This is a genomic window from Demequina sp. NBRC 110051, assembly GCF_002090055.1.
Classification (GTDB): Bacteria; Actinomycetota; Actinomycetes; order Actinomycetales; family Demequinaceae; genus Demequina.
The window spans coordinates 31,018-56,663 of the sequence record NZ_BBRH01000010.1; the positions used below are offsets into that span (position 1 = coordinate 31,018).

Here is a 25,646-nt window from a genome sequence, read left to right on the forward strand (position 1 = left end):
TATGTCACCGACCGTTGCCGCTCCCGCCAGTGAGGGAGGGCCGCCCGCCCCTAGTGGGGTGCTGACGCGCAGGCTCGGCTCGGGCGCCGGCTTGGGCGAGCGGGTGAGGGCACGCGCCCGCACGCTCGTCGCCCTGGGCCGCGACGACGTCCTCGCCCCCTGGGATGTCGACGATGACGGCACGGCCGTGTCCGTCACGTTGCCCGTCGTCGCGGGGATGGATCTCGCCCAGGTCGCGGCGTCGAGGCCGCCCCTCGCAGACGCCGAGGTGCGCTGGTTGGGAGCACGCATTGCCGCCGCGCTCGCCGCCATGCATGCGGCGGGGCTGGCGCATGGCGACGTGTCGCCGGCGAACGTGGTGCTGCGGCGAGGTGGCGTGACGCTCGTCGACACGCTCGGTGCGGAGGTCGAGATCGAACGCGGCACGCCGGGCTTCCGCGCACCCGAACGCGTCGGGGCTGCTGCGACCCCCGCCGGCGACGTCTACTCCCTGGGACGCCTGCTGCGGTGGGCGGCCTGCGAGGAGGACGAGCCAACCGTGCGCCGCTGGACGGCGCCTCTGGTCGCTTCCCGCGCCGCCGCGCGCCCCAGCGCAGCCGCGGCGGCGGATCTGCTCGCTCGTGCCGGGCGCCGCAAGACGATCGAGTTGCCGCGTGACGACGTGGCCGTCGCGTTCCGTTCCAGGGCCCTGGAACGCACCGAGCGGGTCAGGGAGGGACGCTGGTGGCGGCTCAGGCGGCTAGCGTTGCGGGCCGTGACGGTCGCGGCGGCGCTCGGGGCCGCCGGGTGGCTCACAGTCTCGGTACCGCCGCTGCTCGACGCCGCGGCGGGACCCGCCGCTGCGCATACCCCCGCCGCAGACGCCGCAGAAGTGCACGTCGCGGAGGTGTCCCTCGCCGCGCCCCCACGCCGCTCCTCGCCCGAGGCTGCCGCCACCGCGCTGACTCAGCGGCGGATTGAGGCCCTCGCGACGGCGGACGCGACATTGCTCGAGTCCACGGTGAGTGGCAGGAGTGACGTGGCCCAGGCGGCCGCGCACACCGCGCGCCAGCTCGCCACGGGCGCCCTGCGCTATGACGGCATCGACGTCGACGTGGAGTGGGCGCGCCTGGTGCGCGAGGACCGCGGCGGCGCGACCGTGCGGGTCGTCTATGTGATCGGCGACCACCGCCGGATCGACGAGGAAGGAGCGCATGACGTGGCGCCGGCTCGTGAGGCGGTGCTCATGGAGCTGGGGTGGGCAGGCGGTGCGTGGACGGTGACGGACGCCCGCGCGGCGTAGGTGGCGCAGTCACCGGCGGAGGTGACCCGCGTCAGTGTGCGGAGGCGAGCACGTGCTGAGCGGCGGCGGTGATCTCGGGGTACTGCCACTCGAAGCCCAGGCGCGTCAGCACGCCAGGAGTCGCGAGCTGGCTGGACAGCAGGTCCTCGATGGCGGGGCCGATGGCCAGGCGCAGCGCGGTCGCGGGGACGGGCAGGCCGGGAGACTTGCCCGCGGCCTCGCTCATCACCCGGATGAGGTCGCGGTCGCGCACGGCGATGGGCGCGATGATATTGGCCGGTCCGGCGTGGTCGGATTCGAGGAGGAAGCGCTGGGCCCTGATCTGGTCGTCCAGGGTGATCCACGCGTGCCAGGCATCGCCGGTCCCGAGTGAGCGCAGCAGACCGCGCTTGACGAGCGGTAGCAGGCGCTCCGCGAAGCCGCCGTGGCCGGCCAGGACCAGTCCTGTGCGGCAGACCACGGTGCGGATGCCGGCCTCGACGGCGGGGCGGGACGCCGCCTCCCACTGGGTGACGATGCGGGCCAGCAGCGTGTCGCCGGGACCGGAGCGCTCCGAGAGCCGCTCCTCGCCGCGTGCGCCGTAGTAGCCCATGGCCGAGCCTTGGAGCAGGACCCCCGAGTATTCGGCGGCGATGAGGCCGTTGACGAGCGTCGAGGTCGAGTCGAGGCGTGACTGCAGCACCACGTCCGCATAGGAGGAGGTGAGCCGCTTGGAACCGATGGAGGCGCCCGCCAGGTTGACCACGGCATCGGCCGTCTGAAGCAGGTCGATATCGACCTTGCCGCGCTGGGGATCCCATGAGGATTCCCGCGGGCCGTGCGCCTCGCGGCGCACGAGCGAGACGACATCGTGGCCGTCCGACCTCAGCGACTGCTGCAGGGCAGTGCCGATGAGGCCGGACGAGCCAGCGATGACGACGCGCATGGGGTGTTACAGGCCCAGCTCGGACTCGAACTCGCCGGCCTCGATGATGCGCTTGACCGTCTGCAGGAAGCGGGCGGCGTCGGCACCGTCGACGATGCGGTGGTCGTAGCTGAGGGGCAGGTAGCACATGGGGCGCACGGAGATGACGTCCTCGCCGTCCGGACCCTTCACAACGACCGGCTTCTTGACGATCGCGCAGGTGGCGAGGATGCCGACCTGAGGGGAGGGGACGATGGGGGTGTCGAACAGGGTGCCGCCCGAGCCGGTGTTGGTCACCGAGAACGTGCCGCCCGAGATCTCGTCCGACTTCAGGCCGCCGGAGCGGGCCTTGCCGGCGAGGTCGACGATGCCCTGAGCGTGCTCGACGATGGTCTTCGAGTCGGCGTCACGCAGCGTGGGCAGCATGAGGCCCTTCTCGGTGTCGACCGCGAGGGACAGGTTCACCGACGGGTGGTAGACGATCGAGTCGCCGTCTACCGAGGCGTTAAGGAACGCGTGCTCCTGCAGCGCGATCGCGACCGCACGGGTGAAGAACGGCAGGAACGTGAGGTTCACGCCGTGCTTCTCGGAGAACGCGGCCTTGTTCTTGGCACGCAGCGCCCAGATCTTGGTGCAGTCGACCTCGACGACGGAGGTGAGCTGCGCCATACCGTGCAGCGACTCCATCATCTTGTCCGCGGTGATCTTGCGGATGCGGGTCATCTTGACCGTCTGTCCGCGCAGTTCCGACACCTCGACCTCGTTGGCCGAGGCCTTGGGGGCGGGGGCCGATGCTGCGGCGGGTGCCGCTGCCGGGGCGGCGGGGGCTTTCTCAGCGGCCGCGAGGACGTCTTCCTTGCGGATGCGGCCACCCACGCCGGTGCCGGTCACGGACGCGAGGTCCACGCCGCGCTCCTTGGCGAGCTTGCGCACGATCGGGGTGACGTAGCCCGAACCCTCACCCTGCGAGGCGGCGGGAGCCTCGGTCTGGGGCTGAGGGGCCGGCGGTGCGGCCGGAGCAGGCGTGGGCGCCGGCGCGGACGCAACGGCGGGGGCCGACGCGACCGAGGCAGGCTGGATCGCCGGGGCGGAAGCGGCCGCGGGTGCGGACGCGGGTGCGGACGCCTGCGCCGGGGCAGATTCCTGCGCGGGGGCGGACGGCGTCGCGGGGGCAGACTGCTCGGCCGGGGCAGACTGCGCAGCGGGGGCCGCGCCAGCCTCGCCGATACGGGCCAGAACGGCACCCACCTCGGCCTCCTCGTCCTCGTTCACGAGGATCTCGGTCAGCGTGCCCGCGAAGGGCGACGGGATCTCGGTGTCGACCTTGTCGGTCGAGACCTCGAGCAGGGGCTCGTCGACCTCGACCTCTTCGCCCACCGACTTCAGCCAGCGGGTGACGGTGCCCTCGGTCACGGACTCACCTAGCGCGGGGAGGACGACGTCCTGCCCGGCACCGCCGGAGGCGGCGGGAGCCGAAGGCTCGGCGGGCGCTGCCTGCTCCTGCTGGGCCGGGGCGGCGGCCTCGGCGGCAGGGGTGGCGGCCGGCTCGGCCTGAGCGGGCGTGGGCTCGGCGGGGGCGGACTCGGCCGCGGGGGCCGATCCGCCCGAGGGCGCCTCGCCGGCCTCACCGATGCGGGCCAGGACCGCGCCGACCTCGGCCTCCTCGTCCTCGTTCACGAGGATCTCGAGGAGGGTGCCAGCGACGGGCGAGGGGATCTCGGTGTCGACCTTGTCGGTCGAGACCTCGAGGAGGGGCTCGTCGACCTCGACGGTGTCGCCGATGTTCTTCAGCCAGCGGGTGACGGTGCCCTCGGTGACGGACTCGCCAAGGGCGGGAAGAGTGACGTCGTTGCTCATATGAGTGATCTTCTCCGTTGAATCAGTCGTGCGCGTGCAGCGGCTTACCGGCGAGCGCAAGGTGCGCCTCGCCGAGGGCCTCGTTCTGGGTGGGGTGGGCGTGGATCAGCGGAGCGACGTCCTCGGGGTGCGCGTCCCAGTTCACGATGAGCTGCGCCTCGCCGATCTGCTCGCCGACGCGAGCACCAAGCATGTGAACGCCGACCACGGGGCCGTCCTTGACACGCACGAGCTTGACGAAGCCCTGCGTTCCCAGGATCTGGCTCTTGCCGTTGCCGCCAAGGTTGTACTCGAGGGTTTCGACGGCGTTCTCGCCGTGGGTCTCCTTGGCCTTTGCCTCGGTGAGACCCACCGAGGCAACCTCGGGCTCGCAGTACGTGACGCGGGGGATGCCCGACTCGACGATGGGCTGGGGGCTGAGGCCGGCGATGGTCTCGGCCACGAAGATGCCCTGGCCAAAGCCGCGGTGCGCGAGCTGCAGTCCGGGAACGATGTCGCCCACGGCGTAGATGTTGCCCACGCCGGTGTGGAGCTTCTCGTCGGTGAGGACAAAGCCGCGGTCCATCCGGATGCCCTGCTCCTCGTAGCCCAGGCCGGTGGTGCGGGGGCCACGGCCCACGGCGACCAGCAGCAGCTCGGCCTCGAGGACCGTGCCGTCGGCCAGCTTGACCTTGACGCCGGAGTCGGTCTGCTCGACGCTCTCGAAGAACACGCCCAGCTTGAAGTTGATCTTGCGCTTGCGGAATGCGCGCTCGAGGCCCTTCGACAGCGCCTCGTCCTCGTTGGGAACGAGGTGGGGCAGGCCCTCGACGATGGTCACGTCGGAACCGAACGAGTTCCACACCGAAGCAAACTCGACACCGATGACGCCGCCGCCGAGGATGATCGCGGAGGCGGGCACCACGTCGAGCTCGAGCGCCTGGTCCGAGGTCATGACGCGGCCGCCGATCTCGAGACCGGGAAGGCTACGCGAGTAGGAGCCGGTGCCCAGCACGATCGACTTACCGGTGTAGCGCTCGCCGCGCACCTCGATCGCGTCGGGACCCACGAGCGTGCCGTGGCCCTCGATGACGGTGACCTTGCGCGACTTGATGAGACCCTGGAGGCCCTTGTACAGGCGGTCGATGACGCCCTGCTTGTACTGGTTCACGACGGTCATGTCGATCGACTCGAGCGTGGTGTTGACGCCGAACTTCGCGCCCTCACGCGCGTTGTCGGCGAGTTCAGCGGCGTGCAGGAGCGCCTTGGTGGGGATACAGCCGTTGTGCAAGCAGGTTCCGCCGACCTTGGACTCTTCGATGAGTCCCACGGTCAGGCCGAGCTGCGCGGCGCGCAGGGCAGCGGCATAGCCACCGGAGCCGCCGCCAAGAATGAGTAGGTCGTACGAGCGTGGGGTGGACTCGGTCACTATGTGTACTCCTTGTGGGTGTCGGTCCCTCCCATCTTGCCACTCGTGGCCGTCGCCGCGAACCGCGACGCGTGACTAACCTGGGGCCATGGGGATGTTCTCGCGCATGTTCGGGTCCAAGAAGTCCGAGTCGTCGGGCGGCACGTCGTCGAGCCAGGCGCGCGCGGAGACGCTCGCGCACCTGAAGGACTTCGTCGCGACGCGTCCCGGCTGCGAGGCCTTCATCGAGCCGCCCACGCGCGTCACGCAGACCACGATGGTCGTCGTCGCTGAGTCCGGCGAGTGGACCCGTCGCCGTGTGCCCGACCAGGCCACCGCGAAGAAGGTCGCGAGCCAGTTGGGCGTCCCGGCTTTCGATGTGAACCTCTCGGGCTACCCGTCGCGCATGCGCGAGTGGAACGAAAAGCAGCGCAAGAAGCGCTAGAACGCCACGAGGGCCGGTCGCCACGTGGCGACCGGCCCTCGCCGTGTTTCCCTGCGCTGGGTTAGGCACCCGCGCGCTTCTCCAGGAAGCGGAACAGCGTGCGCACGCCCGCTCCGGTGGCGCCGGCGGGGGTGTAGCCCCACGGTGCGCCCTCGTTGAACGCGGGGCGCGCGATGTCGAGGTGTGCCCACGGGGTCTCGCCCACGAACTCCTGCAGGAACGCGCCCGCGGCGAGCATGCCGCCGCCCGCGCCAGCGTCGCCGATGTTCTGAATGTCGGCCACCTTCGACTTGATGCCGTCGTGGATGTGCTGCGGCAGCGGCATGGGCCAGAACAGCTCGTCGACGTCGCCGGCGGCGTCCGTGATCTCGGTGCGGATCGCCTCATCGCCCATGACGCCGGACGTGCGCGAGCCGAGCGCGACGCCCTGCGCGCCGGTCAGCGTCGCGATGTCGAGCACCACGTCGGGGTTGTCCTCGACGGCGCGGGCCAGGCCGTCGGCCATGACCAGGCGGCCCTCGGCGTCCGTGTTCAGCACCTCGACCGTCTTGCCGCCGTAGATACGGATGACGTCGGAGGGGCGCTGAGCGGTGCCGGACGGCATGTTCTCGGCCAGGCACAGCCAACCGGTGACCTTCACGGGCAGCTTGGCCTGGGCGGCGGCGATGACGGTGTGGAGGACGGCGGCGGAGCCGGACATGTCCGACTTCATGGTCTCCATCGACTTCGACGGCTTGAGCGAGATGCCGCCGGTGTCGAACGTGATGCCCTTACCGATGATGGCGACGTGCTGCGACGCACCCTCGGGGGCCCACTCGACCTTGACCAGGCGCGGCAGGCGCGACGAGCCCATGCCGACGGCGAGGATGCCGCCGAAGCCCTCTTCGGCCAGACGCTGCGGCTCCCACACCTCGACGTCGACGCCGTGAGCCTCGCCGTACTGCTGGGCGACCTCCGCAACGGCGGCGGGGAACATGTCCAGCGGCGGAGTGTTGACCAGGTCGCGCGCGCTGGCCACGGCACCCGCGATGATGCGGGCGCGGGCGATGGCGGCGTCCGAGGCTCCCGCGATCAGCCAGTCGGGGCCGTGGTACGCGGCGACCTCGTCGTCCGACTTGTAGGCGTTGAACGTGTACGCACCCAGGACCGCGCCCTCGGCGATCGCGGCGAACTCAGCGTCGGTGGCGGCGGGCAGGGCGACGACCACGGTGCCGGGACGGGTACCGATGGCGCGTCCCGCGGCGCCGGCGGCCTCGCGCAGCTCGCCCTCGGAGCCGCCGCCGATGCCGACGACGACGACGCGCTTGGCCTCGACGCCCGCACCGGGCAGGACCACGGTCGAGCCGAGCTTCTTCGAGGCCTCGAGGGAGGCGGCGGCCTCGGTCAGGGAGGCGCGGACGGAGTCGTCGAGGAGGTCGTGGGCGGTGATCTCCCCGTCGAAGCCCAGGATGAGGGCGTCGGCGGCGAGCGTGGACACAGCAGTGCTCGTGGCATTCATAGAGGTCATGCCTCGAGCCTACGCCGCGCTACCGTGGTCGCGTGTACCGCGGCTTTTATGACTACGTGCTGAAGCGCTTCGATGCGGAGCGTGCCCACCGCATCGGCGTTCTTGGCTTCCGCTATGGGGACTGGGTGTTCCGAGCCGGGCGCTCCCTCGGCACCATCCCCCCAGCAAAGACGCGGGTTGAGGCCATGGGCCTGACCTTCCCGGGCCGCGTAGGACTGGCGGCCGGCATGGACAAGAACGCCGAGGCCGCGCAGGGACTGTCCGATGCCGGCTTCGCGTTCGTCGAGATCGGCACGGTGACCGCCCAGGGCCAACCGGGCAACGAGAAGCCGCGCTCGTGGCGCGAGCCTCAGGTGCGCGGGCTGCGCAACCGCATGGGTTTCAACAACGAGGGCGCCGATGCCGTCGCCGAGCGCCTGCGCCACCTCCGGTCCTCCGCGCGCGGCCGGCACATCGTGCTTGGTGTCAATATCGGCAAGACCAAGGTGACGGCGCCCGAGGCCGCCGCGGCCGACTACGCCTACTCGGCCACGCGGCTCGCCCCCTACGCGTCCTACCTGGTCGTCAACGTCTCGTCTCCCAACACCCCCGGCCTGCGCGATCTCCAGTCCACCGAGGCGCTGCGCCCCATCCTGACCGCCGTCCGTGAGGCGGCCGATGCCGTGGTCACCGACCGCGGTCTGCCTCTCTTGGTGAAGATCGCCCCCGACCTCGCCGACGAGGACGTGGACGCGGTCGCCGACCTTGCGCTCGAACTGGGCCTGGACGGCATCATCGCGACGAATACGACCATCAACCACGACCTCGGTGAGGGCGGCCTGTCGGGTGCACCCGTCCGGATGCGCGCCGTCGAGGTCGTGTCGCGGCTCAAGGCCCGCGTCGGCGACAAGGTCACCATCATCGGCGTGGGCGGCGTGGAGTCGGTGGCCGATGCCCAGGCCCTGCTGGCCGCGGGCGCCACGCTCCTGCAGGTCTACACGGCCTTCGTCTACCAGGGTCCTGGCTGGGTCGCGCGGCTCAACGCCGCGCTCGACTAAACAGCGACGCGCTCGCGCAGGCCCTGCGCGATCTGAGCCTCCGCCTGGGCGAAGTCGAGCTCCTGACCGGCCGCCGCGCCGCCCGAAAGGTCGACGCCGACGACACCGGGAATGTCGAGCATCCTGAGCGATAGCTCGATCGCCGCGGCGATGCCGGCCTCGCGCACGTCGTCGGCCGCGAGGATGGAGTCGAGGAAGCCCTCGGGTAGTGCGAGCGACGTGAAGCCGCGAATCAACGCCGCGCTGCCCGCGTCGACGATGACGGGCACGCAGGGGATGAAGCCCATGGTCACGCCGAGGGTGCGAGCCTCAGCGACGAACCTTGCCACGTTGTCGACGCCGCCTGCGTGGTTGACGAAGCAGATCTCTGCGCCCGCCTGCTGCTTGACGAGGAGCCGGCCGGGCCGCGCCTCGACGGGAGGGGACAGGGGCGCCTCGGCCACGGACACTAACTGGCCGGCGCGACGCATCAGGGCGGCAAGTTCGGTCGAGTCGAGGTCGAAGACCGGGGCGGCGTCGGGCCGGGAGCCGATGCGGGTGTGGTCGCCCGTGATGCAGTGCACGCCGGCGGCGTCGGCGTGGGCGAGTGCCGCCGCCTCGGCCTCGAGCGCCACGCGGTTGCGGTCGCGGGTGTTCACGCCCATCCACGGCTCCACGCCCGCGGCGCGCAGGAGCGCCGCCCGGTAGGCGGGAGGGAACTGCACGCGTGCCGTCCCCGCGTCGCCCGCGAGCACCGCGTCGACCGAGGCGGCGACCGCCGCCGCGCACTCCGATAGGGACGCGGCGTCGAGGGCGCGCGCGGGGAAGTCGGCGACGACGATGGGGCGTTCGCGCACGAGGTCCCGCATGCGCTGGGCCGCCCCGGGAGGCGACGGCACACCGGCCGGGTCCGCCTCCATGCGGGCGCGCTCGGTCGAGGCCGCGGGGGAGCCGTGCCACGCGACCGGTGCGAGAGTCAGAAACGAGCACGCGTGGTCGGCGACCTCGCACCGCCCCGTCGACTCCACGCCTCCGCAGGGCCCGTACTCCATGTGCTTGGGGCAACCCGCAGTGCCGGGCGCCGGGGGAGCCGCGAGGTCACCCCGCACGGAGGCTCGTCTCCCATCCGCCCGGACCGCGGCGGTACTCGAGCCTGCGCGACGCCGTGTCCGGCGCACCCGACCAGAACGACACCCGCGTGGGGGTGACGCGGAAGCCGATCCACCCGGGAGCCGGAGCGAGGTCGTCGCCGTGCTCGGCGGCGAATGCCGCCCACCGGTCTTGCCGTTCGTCCTCGGGCAGTGCCGCGAACGCGTGCGTATTGAGCCATGCCAACTGCTTGAGGTAGGGCGAGCGGTCGGCGTAAGCCTGGGCGGCCTCGTCACTCGTCACCCGCGCGGCGGTGCCCTGCACCACGATCTGGCGAGACTGCTCGGCCAGCAGGATCGTGAGAGCCACGCGCGGGTCGGCGGCGATATGCGCGACCTTGCGCGAGGCCGCATCGGTGTGGAAGTGGAAGCCCTCGGTGTCGATCAGCGACAGGACCACGGTGCGCGCGTCCGGCGCCCCGTCGTCAAGGGTTGACAGGGTCATGAGGCTGCCGTTGGGTCCCTCGGGCAGCCACTCGGCCGCGAGCATCATGGGCTCGGCCGGCGACGAGGCAGGCTCGGTCATGCGACCCCGCCTGCGGGGTCGAAGGTCGAGATCTCCGTGAGCGCCGCGACGCCGCTATCCACGAGGTCCGCAGCGATACGCGAGCCAGCCGCGGCATCGGCCCCCGTGGGGTCGCCCAGCACCCCGCCGTAGCCGAAGTCATCGCTCAGCCACCCAAACTGCACCGGCGCACCGGCGAAGCCGATCTGGTCGCGCTGGACAAGCGCGGGTGGGATGGCACGGGCGAACCGATCCTCGTGGACCAACTCGGGGCGCAGGTGCATCAGCAGAGAGGTCTCTCCCCAGCCACCGTGGATACCCAGGCCGTGCTCATCGGGGCCACCCGTGCCGTTGGGATCACCGTCGCCGGCCGGGACCGCGACGTTCATCGCGAAGGTCCTGAGGCCGAACCGGCGGCGCAGGTCGCGCAGCGCGATCCCCATGGGTGCCACGTTGCCGCCGTGACCGTTGTACAGGACCAGGGTGCGGGCGGGGGTGGCGGCGAGCGAACGGCCGATGCCACGGAAGGTCGCGAGCAATTCCTCGCCATCGATCCAGAACGTCCCCGGCGCCCAGGCGTGCTCGTCCGACTTCGTGTACGCGAGCGGGGGCAGGCGCCACACGTCGAGACCGGACTCGGCCGCGCCGGCCACCACCCGGCGCGACATCTCGTCGGCCATGATCAGGTCGGTCGCGAGCGGAAGGTAGTCGCCGTGGTGCTCGATGGACCCCACGGGCAGGACCACGATCGAGTCCTCGGTGAGGGTGGAGGCGGCCTGGGGCCCCGTCAGCTCCGCCAGTTCGCGGCTCACGGGGGCGCTCACATCTGGGTCCCGGTGTGCGTGTGGACCTTGGCGCCCAGCTTGCCGGGGTTGAGCAGACCCTGGGGGTCGGTCACGGCGGCCAGGGCCGCAGTGCGCTCGGGCTCGAAGTCCACCGCCCACTGGTGAGGGTTGTGGGTCGAGACACCCAGGGCGGCCAGGCGGTCGAAGCCGGCGAGGACATCGGCGGCATTCTCGTAGGGCGCCGCCAGCATGCCGATGGGCCGGCCGCGCTGCGCCTCGATGTGCAGCATGCCGCCAGGGTAGACCGCCTGGACCTCGTCGAGGTGCTCGACGAGCGCGTCGCCGAGCACCTCGACGTGGAAGTACGGCACAGGAGCGGTCTTCTGGAGCCACTCGATGGGGTGGTTGTACGAGTTCATCGACAACTTCACGGTGTGCTGCGCGCCCTCGCGCACGTCATCGACGCGCCCACCCGCCGCCTCGATCATGCGGGTCGCCTCGTCCACCGTGGACTCGTCGAGGATGGCGCGCAGGGAGGCGCGACCGGCCGGGATGCCCAGCTCCGCGGGCAGGCATGCGGCGACCTCGGCACGGTCGCCCGAGACCAGCCGTGGGGTGGGAGTGAGGGACGCGAGCGGCTTCATGAGCTTGACGACGGCGTCGTACGAGTCGAGGGACGCGAGCACGGCGCGCCACGGTTGCAGGGGCTCGAGTGCCACGCGCACCGTGGTGATGATGCCCGCGGTGCCGTAGTTGTGCAGGTACGGCACGGCGTCCTCACCCTCGACGCGCACCGCGGTGGCGTCGCCGGTGGCGTGGACCACCTCGACGGCCTTGACGAAGCCCTGGTGGATCATGCCATTGGCGATGGAGCCGGTGCCCCCGGAGCCGCCGGAGACGAACCCGCCCACGGTCGACTGCGCCGTCGACGGGTACATCCACAACTGCTGGCCCGCGCGGTTCGCGGCCTGTTCAAGGGCCCAGATGACGGCGCCGGCCTCGGCCTCGATCCAGCCGTCGCCGACCTCGACGATGCGTCGCGCCTTGCTGGTGTCGAGCACCAGGCCACCGTTCATCGGAATGCCCTGGCCGTAGTTGCCGGTGCCCTTGCCGCGCGGGGTGACGGGCACGCCATGGCGGACGGCCGCGGCGACGGTGGCGACGATCTGCTCGGCGGAAGCCGGCATCGCGAGCACCTGGGCGCGGCCCAGCGGCAGGAGTTCCTTGATGAGGGGCGACATTCCCGAGCCGTCCACGGACGCACGCTCGAGGCGGGCGTCATCGGTCGCGACCGCGGCCTCGCCGAGAATCTCGACGAGCTCGGCGGTGAGAGCGTCGATGCGGGATGTGTCGATGGCGCCGAGAGGGGACATCGTGGCCTCCTTGAGGGGGAAGGGCGGCATTAGTGCATCACCATGCCGCCGGTGAGATTGACTGCCTGGCCGGTCATATACGAGGACTCGTCGCTGGCCAGGAAGGCGACGAGATCCGCGACGTCTGAGGGGCTGGCGAGACGTCCCAGGGGGGACATCTGCGACCAGCCCGCGATCTGCTCGGGGGAGCGGGTGTCGGCTCCCATCTCGGTGAGCACGTATCCAGGGCACACGGCGTTGGCGCGGATGCCGTGGGTGCCCCACTCCTGGGCGGCGGCGCGGGTGAGTGCGACGACGGCCGCCTTGGACGCGGCGTAGTGCGCCTCGAGTCCGCCGCCCTTCTTGGCGGCCATCGAGGCCATGTTGATGATGGTGCCGCTTCCGGCGGCGATCATGGCCGCTGCCGCACGCTGCATCGTGATGAGGGTCGCCTTCGCGTTGATGTCCAGCATCGCGTCCCAGCTCTCGCTCGTGATATCGAGCAGAGGAGTCTTGGCGAAGATCCCCGCGCAATTGACGAGGATGTCGACGCCGCCGAGCGACGCGATCGCCGTATCCATCGCGCGAGCGGTATCCACGGCATCGGCCAGATTGACCGTCACCGAGCGTCCGCCGCAGGCGGCCGCGGAGGCGGCGGACTCGGACTCGAGTCGGTCGAGGATCACCACGTGGGCGCCCTCGCCAGCCAGGCGGGCCGCGATGGCGGCGCCGATGCCACGCGCCCCTCCGGTGACGATGGCCTTCCTGCCTGCGAGGCGGGAGATGGTCGTCACCGGAGGGGTCGTCATGGGTGATTCCTTACCTGTGGTGCTTGAGAAGCGGTGGTGCTTAGAAGCCCAGCGAGATCGACTCGTCGACAAACTCGTTGGTGTAGAGGTCCTCGGGGGTGAGGCCCTCGGCGATGTCGATGCCCTGCTCGCCGTAGATCGGCTCGACGATCTCGAACAGCTCCGCCACGCGGTCGGTGTCGAAGTTGCCCAGCACGCCGTCGCCGCCGTCCGAGGCGATGCCGTCGGCGATCATCGTGTCGAACGAGTAGTCCGCGACCTCGGCGGAGTAGACCCAGCCGGTGTCATACGCGTCGACGAGCTCCAGGACGAGGTCCTTGACCGAGTCCTTGAGGGTGCCGTCGTAGTAGTCGACCTCGGCCTGCTGCATGACGGGCACGAGCAGCTCGAGGCAGTCGGCGTACTCGGTGACGTCCTCGGGACGCAGCGACATCGACGCCGCGTACTTGGGGAAGCCCGCGTCGTTGATGAGCTCGTAGCCCACGGGCTTGCCCCAGGCGTCGACCTCGTTCTCGTAGATGAAGGGCTCGGCGGAGGCGAAGCCCTGCTGAGCGATCGCGCCGGCCTCCGACACGAACACCGCGGGGGTGCCGTCGTAGGTGGTGTCGATCTGGTCGGCCGAGAGGATGCCGGCGCCCACGAAGTAGTCGATGTACACGCCGCCGGGGAACACACGCACGGTGGTGCCCTCTTCGCCCAGGTCCGCGATGCCGGTGACATCGGGGTAGGTCTCGGGGTCCCACATGATCATCTGCGGGTCCTTCTCGAGCGGCTGGAAGACGCTCACCGTGGGCAGGTCGGTCGAGTGCGCGATGGCCTCATCGGTGCCGACGTACGCCATGAAGATCGACGTGTCGGAGTACAGCTGCGCGTTGGGCTGTGCGAAGCCCACCGCGGGGCCACCCGCGAGGATCGTGACGTCGACCCCGGTGGGCTCGCCCGAGGCCATCAGGGGACCGGTGACCGACTTGTTGTCCGAGTCGATCTCGTACTCGTCGCCGAGCATGGCGTACAGGTGGCCGTGCTCCATCTCGGGGTTCCAGTCGGTCTGGATCTTGATGTCCGCCGGGCACACACCCGACAGGTCGATGCCGCCGGCCGAGGCCGATGCCGTGGCAGACGACGTTGCCGAGGACTCGGGTGCGTCGCTCGACTCGGGCTCCGCGTCTGACGAACACGCCGACAGCGTGACGGCGGTCGCCGCCAGCCCCGCGATGACCGAGGCGGACTTGAAGTGGACTCGCATACTGCGCTCCTTCATGGATGGGTGAGGACATGCCCCTCAGGGCGGAGGCGACTGCGGCGAATCAGCCGAAGTCGTACCACTTGCCGACCGCTCGCTTGCCGAGCCAGCCGAAGAACAGGAAGATCGCGACGCCGAGCAGGGACGCGACGAGGACCGAGGCGAACAGCTCCTCGGACAGCAGGCGGGCGCTGTACTTGTTGATCAGCGAGCCGATGCCAGGCGTGCCGCGCTGGAAGAAGAACTCGCCCACGATGGCGCCGACCACCGAGAGGCCGGCCGAGATGCGCATGCCGGCGAAGATGGCCGGCATGGCGGCGGGAAGCTCAAGCTTGCGCAGCACCGTGCCGCGCGAGGCGCCCTGCAGTTGGAACAGCTCTCGCATGCCGCGCTCGACCGATTGCAGGCCGAACAGCGTGTTCGAGACCATCGGGAACAGCGCGATGATCACGCAGACCACCACGCGGGCCGTGAAGTCGTAGCCGAACCAGAAGCCGATCAGCGGCGTGATGGCCAGAATCGGGATCGCCTGCAGCATGACCGCGTAGGGGAACAGTGCGCGTTCCATCCACTTGGTCTGGTTCATGATGATGGCCCACGAGACGCCGATGACCATCGCGATGGCCAGTCCCGTGAGCGACACGACCGTGGTGCGCCACATCGCCGTCCAGATGTCGGGCGCCGATGACGGGTCCCACAGTTTGGACAGGACGGCGTGGGGCGCGGGAAGGAGGAAGGACCGGTCTCCGAGTGCCGCGTTCGCGATGTAGGCCGCGGCGACCAGGAGGGCCGCGATCCCCAGGGGAGGTCCCCAGGTGAGCCAGCGCGACTGGCCCTTCTTGCGCGCCTTCGTCGCGGCGGGCGCGGCCGATGCCGTGGCCGGGTTGTCGCTCGTGGCGGCCCCCGTGCCGGCGGTGTCGTCAGCGACGGCCGATGTCGTGGTTGCCTCGTCAGTAGCCATCAGTGGGCCTCCCTCAGGGCGTGCGATACCTCGCCGACCAGTTCGGCGAACTCGGGGGTGAAGCGGATCTCGGGGTCGCGAGGCATGTCGAAGGGGACGTCGAACTCGGCGACGAACTTGCCGGGCCGGCCCGACATGACGATCACGCGGGTGGACAGGTAGACGGCCTCTGAGACCGAGTGCGTAATAAACAGTCCCGCGAACTTCTTCTCGGTGAACAGGCGCAGCACCTCGTCGTTCAGGCGCTCGCGGGTAATCTCGTCGAGCGCACCGAACGGCTCGTCGAACAAGAACACCTCGGGGTCGAGGGTGAGGGAGCGTGCGAGCGAGGCTCGCATCCTCATGCCTCCTGACAGCTGGCGGGGCAGGTGGTCCTCGAACCCCGTGAGCCCCACCAGGTCGATGGTCTCTTGGGCCGCGGCGGCGCGGCGGTCCTTCGCCTCGCCGTGCAGTTCCGCGAGCAACTCGACGTTGCGTCGCGTAGTGCGCCAGGGCAGCAGGGTCGCGTCCTGGAAGACGTAGCCGATGCGGTCGGTGGCGAGGGCGACCTCGCCGTGCGACGGGGTCTCGAGGCCGGAGGCGATGCGCAGCAGGGTGGACTTGCCGCAGCCGGAGGGGCCCACGACGGTGACGAATTCGCCGCGCTTGAGGTCGAGATTGACCGAGTGGAGGGCGACGGTGCCGTCGGGGAACGTCATCTCAACGTCGTCGAACGACAACAAAGAGGCGGCGCGCGTGTGCACGCTGGTGGTGTCGGTGGTGGTCATGACCTCGCCTTCACGGGTTCGGGGACCTGGGTGGGGAAGTGGACGGAGGACGTGGTGCGGGCCACGATCCGTCCTTGGTGGAGGACGATGCGGTCGCCAGGGGCTTCCGCGATGGCTTGTGTGAGGTGTTGGGCGCGGATCGCGACGAGGTCGGCCTGGGCACCCGGCGTGGGTCCTGCGGGGGCGAGGCCCATGACGTCGCGAGCCCCGGCGGAGACAGCGTGGAACGCCTCATCGGCGGTGACGTGTCCGGCCACCACCAGCAACATGGCGGTCTCGAGCGCGTCGGAACGGCCCATGGGGTTGAAGGGGTCGCGCACGTTGTCCGCGCCCGCGGCGAAGCGGGCACCGGCATCGATGAGCGCGCGAGCCGCGGTCAGTCCACGAGGCGTGGCGACCTCGTGCTCCCAGCCCTGCAGGTAAAGGTTGGTGATGGGGTTCGCGATCATGCCGATGCGGGCATCGACTGCCTTCGCGATCAGGTCGTCCCGCTCGGCGACGGAGAGGGTGCCCAGTCGGACACAGTGGCCGGCGGAGACGTTCTGAGCCCAGTGGTGCGTGCGGTCGGCGAGCGCGCCGAGGGTGACGACCTCGTCGAGCGATTCGTCGGTGTGCATGTCGACCACGCAGCCACGCCGCTCGGCGATGTCGAGCAGGCGGGTGAGCTCCGCAAAGGGGTCCGGCGCGAGGTGGGGTGCGGCACCGACGCCGTCCGCTCCAGCGTCGAGTGCCGCCTCGATCACCGCGGTGGGGATGTCGTCGGGACTGAGCGTGATGATCTCGATGTCCGCGACGTCGCGCAGGTCCTCACGTACGGCGACGAGCGCTCGGATGCCCCGCAGGGGGTCGTCGCCGCGCAGCACGTCGACGTGGGTGCGGATCGCGGTGGTGCCGTGAGCGACATTGCGCAGCACCTGTGCGCGAGCCCGCTCGAACACGTCCTGTTCGGTCATGGTGTCCGCGTAGGCGCGCCAGCTGACGATGGCCGCGCGGAGATCACCCATGGGAGGGTGGATGCGATCCCACGAGCCGGCCTTGTCGAGGTGAGCGTGCGGCTCGGCCATGGCGCCGACCAGCAGGTAGCCGTCGAGGTCCAGCACGGCGGCGGGGTCGGAGGGGATGGGAGCGGTGCCGGCCGGCAGGACCTCGCGCACCTTGCCGTCCTCGAGTTGGACGTCGACCGGGCCCGCGCCGGGCACGTTCGCGCCCCGCAGAAGTTCCGGTGTGCCGCCTTCAATTCCCATCCTGGATGGCCTCCCTGACCTGGTGACGAATGTTGATACGATCAACATCCGTCACAGTAGGGAGCGTTCGTTTCCGGCGCGTGACGTCGTGATTACCTACCGTAAATTCGCGATCACAGTTCGGGACCAAGGTCCCCGCTGCGGCCGCCATGCAGGACGAGGACAGGAGGCAGGCGTGAGCAACGCGGTGACCGAAACCCCTGGTAACCAGGGGTCTCCCGCTGCCGTCGCGACGGAGTCGCTGGGCGCCCGTGTCAGGGACTTGCGCCGTGCGCGCGGCCTTACCCTCGTCGAATTGGCGCAGCGGTGTGGGCTGTCGCACCCCTTCCTGTCACAGGTGGAGCGCGACCTCGCGAACCCCAGCATCCGGTCGCTCGGCCAGATCGCCCGCGCGCTCGGGACCTCTCAACTCGAACTTCTCGCCCCGCCGGGAGAAGCGGGCGCTGCACCCGTGAGCGTGGTCGCCGCGGAGGATGCCGCCCGCGGTTTCTACGGCGCCGAGGAGGCACTCTTGCTCGTGGGGCGCCAGGACACGCGCTTCCTCCCACTCATGATCCGCGGCACCGTGCGCGACTTCGGCGACCCCTTCACCCACGATGAGCACGAGTTTGTCCATCTGGTCTCTGGCCGCATCGAGATCGAACTCGACGGCGAGAGCACGATCCTTACCCCGGGCGGGTCGGTGTATTACGGCGCGGGAGTCGCCCACCGGTGGCGCGCTATCGACGACGAGGGATTCCACATCCTGGTCGTCAAGGAACGCCCCACCTTCGCCGCCACCGGTTTCTCGCCCTCGCCACCTGCGCCACACCACGACGGAGCCACGCCATGACGCACGCCGACACTATGCCCCTCGAGGTGATCGAGGTCACCCGTCACGGAGACGTGGCGCTCATCACGCTGGGCAATCCGGGTGGCGGCGCGCTTCCCGCATGGCAGCCGGGCGCGCATATCGATCTTCACCTGCCGGGTGACGTGGTGCGCCAGTACTCCCTGTGCGGGGATCCCGATGCACCCGCGTACCGCATCGCTGTGCTGCGCGAGGCTGACGGACGTGGTGGCTCGCAGTGGCTCGTGGATCACGCGGCGCCGGGGCTGACGCTTGCGGGCGCGGGGCCGCGCTGTCACTTTCCGTACGAGCCACACGAGGGAACGACGCTGTTCCTCGCCGGTGGGATCGGTGTGACCCCCATCGCCGCGATGGCCGCCCAGGCACGCGTGGCCGGCCACGACTATCGCGTGGCGTACTCGGGTCGCACCAGGGCGGGAATGGCGCTCGTCGACGAGCTCGCCGAGACCCACGCGGACCGGCTCGCGCTGCACGTCAGCGACGAGGGCACGCGCGCCGACCTCGACGGCTTGATGATGTCGGTGGGGGAGGGCGGGGCCGCGTACGCGTGTGGCCCGGCCGCGTACCTGGCTGCGGTGGAGGAGGCCGCGGAGCGCCACGCGGTCGCGCTTCGCGTGGAGCACTTCACGCCCGTGGAGCTGGCGGAGCCGGCGCGCGACGAGGCCTTCGAGGTCGAGCTCGCGATGACGGGCGTCACCGTCGAGGTGCAGCCCGGCACCAGCATCCTGCAAGCCGTCGAGGAGGCGGGCGCCTTTGTGCTGTCGAGTTGCACGGAGGGGACCTGCGGCACCTGCGAGACGCCGGTGCTCGAGGGCGAGGTCGACCACCGCGACTCGATCCTCACCGCGGACGAGCGTGCCCGCAACGACGTGATGTACGTGTGCGTGTCCCGCGCCGCGTGCCCGCGACTGGTCCTCGACCTCTAAATTCGGACGCGTCCCTACGCGGGACCGCGTTGCAGCCGTGCCTCCAGCGCCGCCACGATCCGGTCCTCGTCGTCGGTCACTAGCGCGTAATCGCGCACCACGACCTCGCCGCCCACGATCACGTGGCGCGGGCGGCGCCCGGGCGAGGCCCACAAGAGCCCGCCGACGGGGTCGGCGACCCCCGCATCGGCCACTCCGCTGACGTCCCACACGCACGCGTCCGCCCTGGACCCCGGGGTGAGGCGCCCCAGGTCGGAGCGGCCGAGCCCGTCGGCCGAGCCCGCGGTCGCCATGGCGAGGACGGAACGGGCCTCAAGCTGCTGCCCCACCAGGCCAGAGACCTGCATGGCGAGTCGCGCATCGGCCAACAGATGGCCGGCGTCGTTGGAACCGCCGCCCGAGGTACCAAGCCCCACGGTGATGCCGGCCTCAAGAAGGCGGCGGACGGGCGCGATGCCCCAGCCCATGGGCACGTCGCAGCCAGGGGCGTGGGTCGCGGTGATGCCGGCCTGGGCCAGTCTCGCGATCTCGTCTTCGGTCACGTCGCACAGGTGTGCAATCGTGACTCCGGGCTCGAGCCAGCCCCAGCCCTCCAGGAGATCAAGCGGACGGCGCCCGTAGCGCTCCAGCGCGATCTCAATGTCGACCTGCTCGTTGGCCTGCGTGCGACGGCGAAGGCCCCACTCGCGCGCCACGTCGCCCAGGAGCCTGAACGTCTCCTCCGCGTCCGAGTGGACGCCCGCGGGCCCCACGGCGAACTGGAGCATGCCGTCGGCCGTGACGCCGCCGTGGTGGCCGGTGGAGAGGAAGTGCTCCGCCATGGCCTGGGCGCTGTCGGCAGCGGTGCGTGGATCGTCGCGGGCAGAGCCCCGCACGTACACCAGGCGCGAGCCGAGCCCGCGCGCGGAGGCGGCGATGGCATCGGCGATCTCGACCGTCTGCTCCGCGGAGGCGCCCGCCGGCCAATTGAGGTGGTGGTCGGCCACGGTCGTGACGCCCGTGAGCAGGCCCTCGGCCACGCCGGCAGCGGTGGTGGCGGACACGAGCGAAGGGTCGATGCCCGCGCCCGCGTACGCAGCCGCCATCCGTGGAAGCCAATCACGCATGGGTACGGCCCGCGTGCCGGGCAGCGTGCGGAACCCGCTTTGCAATAGGTGGTGATGCGCGTTCACGAGCCCGGGCGTCACCACGCAACCGGTGACATCGAGCGTGTCGTCGTCTGCAGTGGCAGGGCCGTGGTGCACCCATCCGTCGGTGAACACCAGCGGGTCTGAGTGGTCGCGAGAGGGGTCGTGCGGGTCGGCGACGACGACGGTGGCTCCGGTCAGTTGCATGACGCGAGTGTGCCACCGGAGTGTTTCGATTCTGTGGCGTCGCCCCGACGCGCCACATGGAACCACCTTCATGCTCTAAGCGCCTAGGGCATGAAAATGGTTCCAACTGGCGCGTCAGGGGCGAGCCCGACTGCGAACCATGGTGCCCTTGGCCCGAAGCGCCCGGTAGGGTGACCTGCGCAGGTATCCACAAGCCTGCGTTGTGGGAGGTGACGATGGCGCAGCCGTCGCTCGACGAATTGCGCATGCTGGTCTCCGTGCGGGATCACGGCTCCCTCACCGCGGCGGCAGACCATCTCCTGGTCAGCCAGCAGGCCGTCTCCCAGCGCATGCGGGCCCTGGAGCGGCGCTTGGGGCTGGCGCTCTTTGAGCGCACGGCTCGTGGCACGAGCCTGACGTCAGACGGGGCCGCCATCGCGCATGCCGCCGAGGACATTCTCGAACGCGTCGCCGCGCTGTCCGACACCGCCGCTCAGTTGCGCGAGAGCCGCGACGCCCACCTCAGCATCGCGGCGTCCATGACGATCGCCGAACACCTGATGCCAGGCTGGCTCATCGAGGGCCGTCGGCGGGGGACCCGTGCGCGCATCGAACTGACCGCCGTGAACTCGACGACGGTCGTGGAGCGGGTGCGCGCTAAGGACGCAGAACTGGGGTTCATCGAGAGTCCCGACGTGCCTGCCCGCCTCGCGTCTCGCACCCTGGGCACCGATGAGGTCATCGTGGTGGTCGCGCCGGATCACCGTTGGGCCCGCCGATCGGTCGTGGCGCTCGAGGAGATTGCGTCGACGGCCCTGGTGGTGCGCGAGGCCGGTTCAGGCACGCGCGAGACTCTCGAGCGTGCCCTCGCCGCACGCGACCTGACGCCCGTGACGCCCGCGGCTGAGCTCTCGACGACCGCGGCGATCCGCGCTGTCGTCATGGCGGGCTCCGGCGCGGCCGCCGTGAGCGAGCTGGCCGTCCACGACGACCTGGAGTCGCGCGCCTTGGTGCGGGTCGCGGTGGATGCCGCACCGTTTACTAGGCCACTGACCGCGATCTGGGATGGCGCACGTGCGCTGTCGCCCGCGGCGGCGGCGTTCCTGAGCCTCGCAACGGAAAGCCCGCTCTCGTAGTGCCGATAGGGACATCGGCGTCACGAGAGCGGGCTGACGCGTGGGTGCCGCTAGCGGTGCACACGCACCGTGGCTGAGGCGTCCGTGCCGGTGGCCGATGCCGTGGCCGCCCCTGCCTGACCTGTCACCTCGAACGTCACGCGCCGGCCGTCGACGGTGACCACGTCGACCGAGGCGTCGATCGCGTCGCCCGCGGGGAACGCGTCGAGGACGAGTCCGTCGAGGTAGTCGTAGTCGGGACGGTCGGAGCGAGCGCCCCGCGCGATCACGGCATCCGGACGCACGTACAGCGGCAGGGAGTCGAAGCCGTGCTTCTCGCGCACCCAACGCCCGCCCTCGACACGCTCGCCCGTGAGTAGCGACGTCCACGTGCCCGCGGGCAGGTAGAAGTCGACCACGCCGTCGGCGCTCATCACGGGCGCGACGAGCAGGTCAGAACCCAGCATGTACTGGCGGTCGAGGTATGTCACCGCGGGGTCGTCGGGGAACTCGAAGAACATGGGTCGCGCGACCGAGACGCCGGTGGCGGCGGCATCGGCCCCCGCCGTGAGCAGGTACGGCATCAGGGTGTTCTTGAGGTGGGCGAACTGGCGCGTGATCGCGACGGCCTCATCGTCGAAGGCCCACGGCACACGGTACGAATCCGAACCGTGTAGGCGCGAGTGCGACGACAACAGGCCGAATGCGACCCAGCGCTTGAAGACGCCAGGATCCGGTGTGCCTTCGAAGCCGCCGATGTCGTGGCTCCAGTAGCCAAAGCCGCTCGCCGCGAGGGACAGCCCGCCGCGCAGTGTCTCCGCCATCGAGGGGTATGTCGACGTGTTGTCGCCGCCCCAGTGGACGGGGAACTGCTGGCCGCCGGCGGTGGCCGAGCGGGCGAACAGCACCGCCTCGCCCTCGCCGCGCTCCTGCTTGAGGACCTCGAACACCGCGTCGTTGTACAGCTGCGTATAGAGGTTGTGCATCACCTGCGGGTCGGAGCCGTCGAAGTACACGACGTCGGTGGGGATGCGCTCACCGAAGTCGGTCTTGAGCGCATCCACGCCTTGCTGGAGCAGCCCGCGCAGGCGCTCCTGGAACCACTCGCGCGCGGCGGGGTTGGTGAAGTCGACCAGCGCCATCCCGGCCACCCACAGATCCCACTGCCACACCGAGCCGTCGGGGTTCTTGACGAAGTAGTCGTTGGCGAGGCCCTCCTCGAACAGGTCCGAGGCCTGGGCGATATAAGGATTGATCCACGCACACACCTTGAGGTCCCGCTCGTGGTGCATGCGGTGCAGCATCGCCTTGGGGTCGGGGAAGGTGCGCTCGTCCCACGTGAGGTTCGTCCACTCGAACTCGCGCATCCAGAAGCAATCGAAGTGGAACACCGACAGCGGGATATCCCGCTCGCGCATGCCATCGACGAACGAGTTCACGGTGGCCTCGTCGTACTCGGTGGTGAACGAGGTGGACAGCCACAGCCCGTACGACCATGCCGGCACCGAGGCCGGGCGACCCAACAGGGCGGTGTAGCGATCGATGACCTCGCGCGGCGTGGGGCCCGCGAACACCAGGTACTCCAGCGACTGACCCGGCACCGAGAACTGCACGCGCTCCACGGTCTCCGAGCCCACCTCGAACGACACATGCTCGGGGTGGTTCACCAGCACGCCGTAGCCGCGATTGGTGAGGTAGAACGGGATGTTCTTGTACGCCTGCTCGGAACTGGTGCCGCCATCGGCGTTCCAGATGTCGACGCTCTGGCCGTTCTTCACAAAAGGCCCGAAACGCTCGCCCAGGCCATAGATGACCTCGCCCACGCCCAGGTCGAGCTGCTCGTGTGTATACGCGCGGGACGGTGCCCGGCCATCGGCCGCCACGCCCGTCTCGCCCGCGGGCTCCGCGGCGACCGCGGCATCGGCGCCCAGCACCATGTGGCCGGGGCCCTTCTCGCCCGAGCCGGTGAGCCGCGTCTCGCCGTCGAAGAACTCGAGGCTCCACGGCGTGCCGGCCGTCACGATCGCGCGAAGGCGACCGGCCGTGACCGTACCCGCCTCCTCGGTGAGATCGATCTGCCCGCTGAAGCCGGCATCGGCCGCCAGCGTGAAGCCGGGGGAGCGGCGAGCGCCCCGATGGTGATCGATGCGCACGCGGATGACGCCCTCCGCGACCGGCGCGACGGTGACCTCCAACGCGGGCAGGTTGAGGACGTTGCCGCGCGCCTTGATCTCGCGTGTGGGCGCCAGGACGTGGAGGGTGCCATCGCGCTCGGTGAGCCGATACGCCTCGCGGGCGTAGAGCGCCTCGACGCCGGGGCGGCGCTGCCAGAATCCGTCGGTGAACTTCACTTCACTGCTCCTGCCGTGATGCCTCGGGTCAGCGTGCGCTGGAAGATGAGGAAGAAGATGATGGTGGGGATGATCGAGATCAGCGTGCCCGCCACCAGGGTGGTCGTGTCCGTCTGGCGCTCGCCGTTGAGCTGCTCGAGGATGAGCGGCACCGTCAGCGAGTCGGGGGAGTTAAGGAACGCCAGCGGCAGCAGGAACTCGTTCCACGTCCAGATGAAGAAGAACACCATCAGCACGCTCAGCGTGGGCTTGATGACGGGCACGATGACCGAGCGCAGCGAGCGCCACCGGGTCGCGCCGTCCATCGCTGCCGCCTCGAGGATCTCCTTGGGGAACGTGCCCAGGAGGCTCGACAACAAGTACGTGCCGAAGGCCGCCTGGATCACGGTGAAGGTGATGATGACGGACCAGGGGTTCGACAGCAGACCCAGGTCGTCATAGAGCTGGAAGAGCGGGTCGAACAGCATCTCCTGCGGCACCAGGTTGGCCATCAAGAACAGCAGCACGATCCAGGTACGTCCCTTGACGCGGCCGATGCCGATGGCGAAAGAGTTCAGCACGGACAGGATCACCGCGAAGACCGCGACGAGGGTCGAGATGAAGATCGAGTTCCACAGCGCGCGCGGGAAGTTCTGCTGCTCCCAGAAGGTCTGGATTCCGGTGAAATCGAGGGCTTCGGGGAAGTCCAGCGGCGACGAGTTCGCGTAGTCCGTGGGGGACTTGAAGGCGTTCATGAGCAGCAGCAGGACGGGGAAGATGATCACGAGTGCGCCGAGCACGGCGAGCACCATGAGGATCCACTCGGCCGCCGTACGCGGGCGGGCCTTGTTGCGGCTGGTGGGGTCCGGGTTCGCCTTGCGGCGCGGCTTGGCTGCGGCCGATGCCTGGGTGACGTCGGTCATGTCAGGCGTCCTTTCGCTCGGCGCGGCTTTGCACGCGGATGAAGATGACGGCGACGATGAACACGACGATGGTCACGGCGGTTGCGATCGTCGCGGCGTAGCCCTTGTCCTGGCCGTTGATGAACTCGTTGTACGCGTAGAACGAGGGCACATACGTGGACTTGTTGGGACCGCCCTGGGTGAGGATGAACACGGGTGCGAAGACCTTTAGCGCCGCGATGGTGGTGGTGAGCGATACTACGAAGACCTCGGGCCGGATCATCGGCAGCGTGATCGCGCGGAAGCGCTCGAACCAATTAGCCCCATCGAGTTCGCTGGCCTCATAGAGTTCGGGGTCCACGCGCTGCAGGGCGGCCATGAAGATGACGATGGGGTAGCCGATCTGAATCCAGATCATCAGGACCATGACCGATGCCATGGCGGTGCCGTACGAACCGCCGAGCCAGTTGATGGTGACCTCGTCGCCCGTGATGGTGGTGAGGAACTGGTTGACCACTCCGTCAGAGTTGGGCTTGAGGAGCCACCCGAACAGCACGCCGGCGACGGCGATGGGCAGGATCTGCGGGATGTAGTAGGTGGCGCGCAGGAAGCTCGAGAGCTTGCCGCCGAAGCGGCGGCCGACCACGTCGAACAGCAGCGCCGCGATGACGAGGCCCAGCAGGGTGGGGACGATCACCATGGCGATGATGACCAGGAAGATGTTCTGGAAGGACTGCAGGAACTCGTGGTCCTGGAACAGTGCGGTCCAGTTCTCGAGGCCGGCGAATTGTTCCTCGGCGCGGCCGCCGCGCCAGTGGAAGAAGCTCAAACGCACGTTGCGCACGATGGGGTAGAAGATGATCGCGGCCATGAGCAGCAGGCCGGGGATGAAGTAGAGCCAGTAGCCCCACTTGTGGCCGCCGCGCTGGGGGATGCGCGCGGCATCGGCCGGACTCACGGTCCGTCGCCGGGTGGGTGTCGTCGTCATGGTGTTCTTC

Annotated in this window: 23 protein-coding genes; 6 read left to right on the forward strand and 17 right to left on the reverse strand. The window is 69.9% G+C overall.

Features of this window, described 5'->3' with window-relative positions:
• Position 1: 1 nt before the first annotated feature.
• A complete protein-coding gene (locus tag B7K20_RS04880) occupies positions 2–1,282 on the forward strand; it encodes a hypothetical protein (RefSeq protein WP_159449326.1) in 1,281 nt (426 codons plus the stop codon).
• A gap of 31 nt (positions 1,283–1,313) precedes the next feature.
• Here B7K20_RS04880 and B7K20_RS04885 read toward each other — a convergent pair whose 3' ends face one another.
• Genes B7K20_RS04885 through lpdA form a run of 3 tightly spaced genes read right to left on the reverse strand, consistent with a single transcriptional unit; the run spans position 1,314 to position 5,451 of the window.
• Positions 1,314–2,207 carry a TIGR01777 family oxidoreductase gene (locus B7K20_RS04885; protein ID WP_084101152.1) on the reverse strand — a complete coding sequence of 298 codons (894 nt, stop codon included), beginning with the start codon at positions 2,205–2,207 and terminating at the stop codon, positions 1,314–1,316.
• Between the two features lie 6 nt (positions 2,208–2,213).
• Positions 2,214–4,043 (reverse strand): 2-oxoglutarate dehydrogenase, E2 component, dihydrolipoamide succinyltransferase, encoded by a 1,830-nt coding sequence (gene sucB / locus B7K20_RS04890; RefSeq protein WP_084101154.1) that lies wholly within the window; start codon positions 4,041–4,043, stop codon positions 2,214–2,216.
• Positions 4,044–4,065: 22 nt separating this feature from the next.
• A complete protein-coding gene (lpdA, locus tag B7K20_RS04895) occupies positions 4,066–5,451 on the reverse strand; it encodes a dihydrolipoyl dehydrogenase (RefSeq protein ID WP_084101156.1) in 1,386 nt (461 codons plus the stop codon).
• An 88-nt stretch (positions 5,452–5,539) separates the two neighbouring features.
• Between lpdA and B7K20_RS04900 the strand changes: the two genes are divergently transcribed.
• The gene (locus B7K20_RS04900; protein ID WP_234985723.1) at positions 5,540–5,875 is read left to right on the forward strand and encodes an oxidoreductase; all 336 of its coding nucleotides are present in this window, start codon (positions 5,540–5,542) and stop codon (positions 5,873–5,875) included.
• 61 nt (positions 5,876–5,936) lie between these two features.
• Here B7K20_RS04900 and B7K20_RS04905 read toward each other — a convergent pair whose 3' ends face one another.
• Positions 5,937–7,382, reverse strand: a complete 1,446-nt coding sequence (locus tag B7K20_RS04905; RefSeq protein WP_084101159.1) for a leucyl aminopeptidase — start codon at positions 7,380–7,382, stop codon at positions 5,937–5,939.
• Between the two features lie 32 nt (positions 7,383–7,414).
• Between B7K20_RS04905 and B7K20_RS04910 the strand changes: the two genes are divergently transcribed.
• Positions 7,415–8,419: a quinone-dependent dihydroorotate dehydrogenase gene (locus tag B7K20_RS04910; protein ID WP_084101160.1), complete on the forward strand. Its 1,005-nt coding sequence runs from the start codon at positions 7,415–7,417 to the stop codon at positions 8,417–8,419.
• On the opposite strand, the gene B7K20_RS04915 is transcribed toward B7K20_RS04910, so the two are convergent.
• The 9 genes from B7K20_RS04915 to B7K20_RS04955 all read right to left on the reverse strand — a co-directional run bounded on the left by B7K20_RS04915 (position 8,416) and on the right by B7K20_RS04955 (position 17,212).
• The gene (locus B7K20_RS04915) at positions 8,416–9,507 is read right to left on the reverse strand and encodes a methylenetetrahydrofolate reductase C-terminal domain-containing protein (protein WP_084101161.1); all 1,092 of its coding nucleotides are present in this window, start codon (positions 9,505–9,507) and stop codon (positions 8,416–8,418) included. The two genes, B7K20_RS04910 and B7K20_RS04915, sit on opposite strands and share 4 nt — an antisense overlap.
• Positions 9,497–10,072, reverse strand: a complete 576-nt coding sequence (locus tag B7K20_RS04920; protein WP_084101162.1) for a pyridoxal 5'-phosphate synthase — start codon at positions 10,070–10,072, stop codon at positions 9,497–9,499. The genes B7K20_RS04915 and B7K20_RS04920 overlap by 11 nt, the downstream gene beginning before the upstream one ends.
• On the reverse strand, positions 10,069–10,863 hold the full coding sequence (locus B7K20_RS04925; protein ID WP_084101432.1) for a creatininase family protein: 795 nt from the start codon (positions 10,861–10,863) through the stop codon (positions 10,069–10,071). The genes B7K20_RS04920 and B7K20_RS04925 overlap by 4 nt, the downstream gene beginning before the upstream one ends.
• A gap of 8 nt (positions 10,864–10,871) precedes the next feature.
• Entirely contained in the window at positions 10,872–12,209 is a 1,338-nt protein-coding gene (locus B7K20_RS04930; protein ID WP_144018538.1) for an FAD-binding oxidoreductase, read from the reverse strand.
• 29 nt (positions 12,210–12,238) lie between these two features.
• Positions 12,239–12,997 (reverse strand): SDR family NAD(P)-dependent oxidoreductase, encoded by a 759-nt coding sequence (locus B7K20_RS04935; protein ID WP_084101164.1) that lies wholly within the window; start codon positions 12,995–12,997, stop codon positions 12,239–12,241.
• A 40-nt stretch (positions 12,998–13,037) separates the two neighbouring features.
• The gene (locus tag B7K20_RS04940) at positions 13,038–14,243 is read right to left on the reverse strand and encodes a nitrate ABC transporter substrate-binding protein (protein WP_084101165.1); all 1,206 of its coding nucleotides are present in this window, start codon (positions 14,241–14,243) and stop codon (positions 13,038–13,040) included.
• Positions 14,244–14,304: 61 nt separating this feature from the next.
• On the reverse strand, positions 14,305–15,201 hold the full coding sequence (locus B7K20_RS04945; protein WP_084101166.1) for an ABC transporter permease: 897 nt from the start codon (positions 15,199–15,201) through the stop codon (positions 14,305–14,307).
• On the reverse strand, positions 15,201–15,968 hold the full coding sequence (locus B7K20_RS04950; RefSeq protein ID WP_084101167.1) for an ABC transporter ATP-binding protein: 768 nt from the start codon (positions 15,966–15,968) through the stop codon (positions 15,201–15,203). The genes B7K20_RS04945 and B7K20_RS04950 overlap by 1 nt, the downstream gene beginning before the upstream one ends.
• On the reverse strand, positions 15,965–17,212 hold the full coding sequence (locus B7K20_RS04955; protein ID WP_084101168.1) for an amidohydrolase family protein: 1,248 nt from the start codon (positions 17,210–17,212) through the stop codon (positions 15,965–15,967). Before B7K20_RS04955 ends, B7K20_RS04950 begins: the two co-directional genes overlap by 4 nt.
• Positions 17,213–17,387: 175 nt before the next feature.
• On the opposite strand from B7K20_RS04955, the gene B7K20_RS12855 reads away from it, so the two are divergent.
• Both B7K20_RS12855 and B7K20_RS04970 read left to right on the forward strand, forming a co-directional pair.
• Positions 17,388–18,044 carry a helix-turn-helix domain-containing protein gene (locus B7K20_RS12855; protein ID WP_159449327.1) on the forward strand — a complete coding sequence of 219 codons (657 nt, stop codon included), beginning with the start codon at positions 17,388–17,390 and terminating at the stop codon, positions 18,042–18,044.
• Positions 18,041–18,988 carry a PDR/VanB family oxidoreductase gene (locus B7K20_RS04970; protein WP_084101170.1) on the forward strand — a complete coding sequence of 316 codons (948 nt, stop codon included), beginning with the start codon at positions 18,041–18,043 and terminating at the stop codon, positions 18,986–18,988. The genes B7K20_RS12855 and B7K20_RS04970 overlap by 4 nt, the downstream gene beginning before the upstream one ends.
• Positions 18,989–19,002: 14 nt before the next feature.
• On the opposite strand, the gene B7K20_RS04975 is transcribed toward B7K20_RS04970, so the two are convergent.
• A complete protein-coding gene (locus B7K20_RS04975) occupies positions 19,003–20,322 on the reverse strand; it encodes an amidohydrolase family protein (RefSeq protein ID WP_084101173.1) in 1,320 nt (439 codons plus the stop codon).
• 215 nt (positions 20,323–20,537) lie between these two features.
• Between B7K20_RS04975 and B7K20_RS04980 the strand changes: the two genes are divergently transcribed.
• A complete protein-coding gene (locus B7K20_RS04980; RefSeq protein WP_159449328.1) occupies positions 20,538–21,437 on the forward strand; it encodes a LysR family transcriptional regulator in 900 nt (299 codons plus the stop codon).
• 50 nt (positions 21,438–21,487) lie between these two features.
• Here B7K20_RS04980 and yicI read toward each other — a convergent pair whose 3' ends face one another.
• The 3 genes from yicI to B7K20_RS04995 are packed head-to-tail and all read right to left on the reverse strand — an operon-like array spanning position 21,488 to position 25,636.
• Complete coding sequence (gene yicI, locus B7K20_RS04985; protein ID WP_084101177.1) at positions 21,488–23,767, reverse strand: alpha-xylosidase; 2,280 nt, start codon at positions 23,765–23,767, stop codon at positions 21,488–21,490.
• Entirely contained in the window at positions 23,764–24,669 is a 906-nt protein-coding gene (locus tag B7K20_RS04990; RefSeq protein ID WP_084101179.1) for a carbohydrate ABC transporter permease, read from the reverse strand. Before B7K20_RS04990 ends, yicI begins: the two co-directional genes overlap by 4 nt.
• 1 nt (position 24,670) lies before the next feature.
• Positions 24,671–25,636 (reverse strand): carbohydrate ABC transporter permease, encoded by a 966-nt coding sequence (locus B7K20_RS04995; protein WP_084101181.1) that lies wholly within the window; start codon positions 25,634–25,636, stop codon positions 24,671–24,673.
• Positions 25,637–25,646: the final 10 nt, after the last annotated feature.

What these genes read in the sequence shown, in the direction of transcription:
- B7K20_RS04935 (WP_084101164.1), bottom strand. Translation starts at nt 12,997, where the DNA reads ATGACGACCCCTCCGGTGACGACCATCTCCCGCCTCGCAGGCAGGAAG.
- B7K20_RS04930 (WP_144018538.1), bottom strand. Translation starts at nt 12,209, where the DNA reads ATGTCCCCTCTCGGCGCCATCGACACATCCCGCATCGACGCTCTCACC.
- B7K20_RS04970 (WP_084101170.1), top strand. Translation starts at nt 18,041, where the DNA reads ATGACGCACGCCGACACTATGCCCCTCGAGGTGATCGAGGTCACCCGT.
- B7K20_RS04980 (WP_159449328.1), top strand. Translation starts at nt 20,538, where the DNA reads ATGGCGCAGCCGTCGCTCGACGAATTGCGCATGCTGGTCTCCGTGCGG.
- B7K20_RS04975 (WP_084101173.1), bottom strand. Translation starts at nt 20,322, where the DNA reads ATGCAACTGACCGGAGCCACCGTCGTCGTCGCCGACCCGCACGACCCC.
- B7K20_RS04940 (WP_084101165.1), bottom strand. Translation starts at nt 14,243, where the DNA reads ATGCGAGTCCACTTCAAGTCCGCCTCGGTCATCGCGGGGCTGGCGGCG.
- B7K20_RS04920 (WP_084101162.1), bottom strand. Translation starts at nt 10,072, where the DNA reads ATGACCGAGCCTGCCTCGTCGCCGGCCGAGCCCATGATGCTCGCGGCC.
- B7K20_RS04955 (WP_084101168.1), bottom strand. Translation starts at nt 17,212, where the DNA reads ATGGGAATTGAAGGCGGCACACCGGAACTTCTGCGGGGCGCGAACGTG.
- B7K20_RS04880 (WP_159449326.1), top strand. Translation starts at nt 2, where the DNA reads ATGTCACCGACCGTTGCCGCTCCCGCCAGTGAGGGAGGGCCGCCCGCC.
- B7K20_RS04990 (WP_084101179.1), bottom strand. Translation starts at nt 24,669, where the DNA reads ATGACCGACGTCACCCAGGCATCGGCCGCAGCCAAGCCGCGCCGCAAG.
- B7K20_RS04905 (WP_084101159.1), bottom strand. Translation starts at nt 7,382, where the DNA reads ATGACCTCTATGAATGCCACGAGCACTGCTGTGTCCACGCTCGCCGCC.
- B7K20_RS04945 (WP_084101166.1), bottom strand. Translation starts at nt 15,201, where the DNA reads ATGGCTACTGACGAGGCAACCACGACATCGGCCGTCGCTGACGACACC.
- B7K20_RS04995 (WP_084101181.1), bottom strand. Translation starts at nt 25,636, where the DNA reads ATGACGACGACACCCACCCGGCGACGGACCGTGAGTCCGGCCGATGCC.
- sucB (WP_084101154.1), bottom strand. Translation starts at nt 4,043, where the DNA reads ATGAGCAACGACGTCACTCTTCCCGCCCTTGGCGAGTCCGTCACCGAG.
- B7K20_RS04885 (WP_084101152.1), bottom strand. Translation starts at nt 2,207, where the DNA reads ATGCGCGTCGTCATCGCTGGCTCGTCCGGCCTCATCGGCACTGCCCTG.
- B7K20_RS04900 (WP_234985723.1), top strand. Translation starts at nt 5,540, where the DNA reads ATGGGGATGTTCTCGCGCATGTTCGGGTCCAAGAAGTCCGAGTCGTCG.
- B7K20_RS04950 (WP_084101167.1), bottom strand. Translation starts at nt 15,968, where the DNA reads ATGACCACCACCGACACCACCAGCGTGCACACGCGCGCCGCCTCTTTG.